This is a genomic window from Paenibacillus sp. 01L418 (assembly GCF_056400045.1).
This window is the reverse complement of sequence record NZ_JBFTSN010000649.1, coordinates 1-2,459: the sequence shown is the minus strand read 5'-3', so window position 1 is coordinate 2,459 and position 2,459 is coordinate 1. Positions and strand designations below refer to the sequence as shown.

Below are 2,459 nucleotides of genomic sequence, written 5' to 3'. Positions count from 1 at the left end.
CTTTATACCTCCGTTGCCATTTCGCCAATGTTGTTTTTGATAAGCCATATTTATACGCAGCGGCCATAGAGCCAAGTTCACCACTTTCGATCTCTCCGATTATGGTAAGTTTCTCTGATGCGGAATATTTAACTTTAGACATGAAAATGCTCCCCTCATAGCAACAGGTTTTTTATTATTTCACCTGTCTACTATTTGGGGAGCATATCAACCTTGTGACAGCCTCTCTGCTATCTCGAATCGTTATGCTTCTTCTGCAGTGCGTGGTTTGCGTTTACGGTTCAAGAACTCATAAACGATAGGTACGATAATGAGCGTGAGCAGTGTTGAGCTCGTCAAGCCGCCAATTACGGTAACCGCCATACCTTTAGAAATCAAACCGCCTGATTCGAATCCAAATGCAAGCGGAAGCAATGCACCAACGGTTGCAATCGCCGTCATTAGAATCGGACGAAGACGTGTACCCGCTGCTTCAATAAGTGATTCGCGGACGGAAAGTCCTTCTCTCTCTTTTTGAATAACACGGTCAACAAGGACGATCGCATTCGTGACCACGATACCAATAAGCATCAGGGCACCGATCATTGCGGTAACGCTCAGTGTTTCTCCTGCAATTAACAGTGCTACTAGTGCACCGATAATCGTAAACGGAAGGGAGAACAGAATTGCGAATGGTGTAAGTCCTCCACCAAATGTAATGACAAGCACAAGATAAACGACAGCAATCGCTGCAAGCATTGCTAAGCCTAGCTGCATAAATGACTCATTGATCTGCTCCGTTACTCCGCCCATTTCGATATCGACGCCAGCAGGAAGATCAGTCTCATCAATCATTTTCTGCAATTCTGCCGAAACCTTGCCGACGTCAGATGAAGTTGCATCTGCTGAAATCTCAGCATACATACGACCATCACGTCTTGTTATCGTATTCGGCGATTCACCTTCTTCGATAGTCACGACATCTTTCAAAGCAACTTCAGTACCTAACTGAGTAGTCAATTTTACATTCTCTAGATCTGATTTATTCGTATAGGTTTTTGTATCAACCTTCACATAAACGTTAAATTCCTCGCCATCCACTTCTACTGTCGTCAGAACGGGACGCTCGCGAACCGGACTAAGTGCCATTGCAATCTGGCCTGCTGTTAATCCGTTTTGACTAAGCTTCTCTTGATTAGCTACAAGGCGATACTGCTCATACGTTTCTGATAAGCTGGAATCAATATTTTTCAAATCCTTATGATCTGCAAGCTTCTTCATAAGGTCATCCACGATAGGTTGAACCGTGTTCATATCCGGACCATACACAAGCATCGATATGCCCGATCCGCCAAGACCTCCGCCTCCGAAATCCTGCTGTTTCCATTCGCCTTTGCCGCCTAGCTCTTGCAGCATAGGTACAATTTTTTCTTTCTCAGCAGTAAAACCAGCATAATTCTCATCATAGCTCAAGTTAAACAACGCTTGTTTTGAAGCTCCTGGGCTAAATGGATTTTGGCTGCCGACTGCATATTGCACGACTGTAACACCTTCACGATCGAGCAATTTCTTTTCAGCTTCAAGAGCCATTTTCTCTACCTGTTCAAGTGTTTCTCCAGGTGCTGGATTATAGGAAACAATCATCATTTTCTGTTCGTCGCCAGCGATGAAGCTCGTTCCAATCACTGGGAGCAGGAACAAACTTCCGATAAGTAGAAGTGTTGCTAAACCAAAAGTAACCAATTTATGATCAAGCGACCAGCGAAGTGCACCTTTGTACCATTCCGCTAAGCGGCCCGGCTTATCGTGATGCGCCTTGCCAGCTTTCATCCCTTTGCGGAACATCATATGCGCCAGCATTGGTACAACCGTAATGGCAACAAGCAATGATGCTAGTAGAGCAAATACAATCGTTAATGCAAACGGCAGGAACATTTCACCAATCATGYCCGAAACAAGTCCAAGAGGCAAGAATACGGCTATCGTTACGATTGTGGAAGCCAAAATCGGTACGAACATTTCCTTCGTCGCATCAAGAATTAATTCCTTGCCCTTCATCTTCTCTGTAGGGAGCGCCATTCGACGATATACATTCTCGATAACGACAATCGAGTCATCGATTACCCGCCCAATCGCGACGGTCATCGCACCAAGTGTCATAATGTTCAGTGTAATATCCATCCGACTCAAAATCAGAAGAGCGATCAGGATGGAAAGTGGAATCGAAACAACAGCAATAATCGTGGAACGAATATCGCGCAAGAAAATCATAATGATAATGACAGCGAACAATGCGCCAATTACCGCCTTGCTTAACATCGTGTGAACGGAATCCTCGATCGGCTTGCCTTGATCAAGTGTCGTTACAATAGACAAACCATCATTATTGCCTTCAAGCTCTTTTATTTCTGCTTTTACATTATTAACAACGTCAACCGTATTGGAATCAGCCGCTTTGACTACGTTAAACCCAATGGAGT

The 2,459-nt window shown here is 44.3% G+C and carries 1 protein-coding gene; it reads right to left on the bottom strand.

Going from position 1 to position 2,459, the window contains the following annotated elements:
- Positions 1 to 243: 243 nt before the first annotated feature.
- Positions 244 to 2,459: efflux RND transporter permease subunit (locus AC1DSE_RS34145; protein ID WP_477529002.1), on the bottom strand; the 2,216-nt coding region annotated here is incomplete at its 5' end.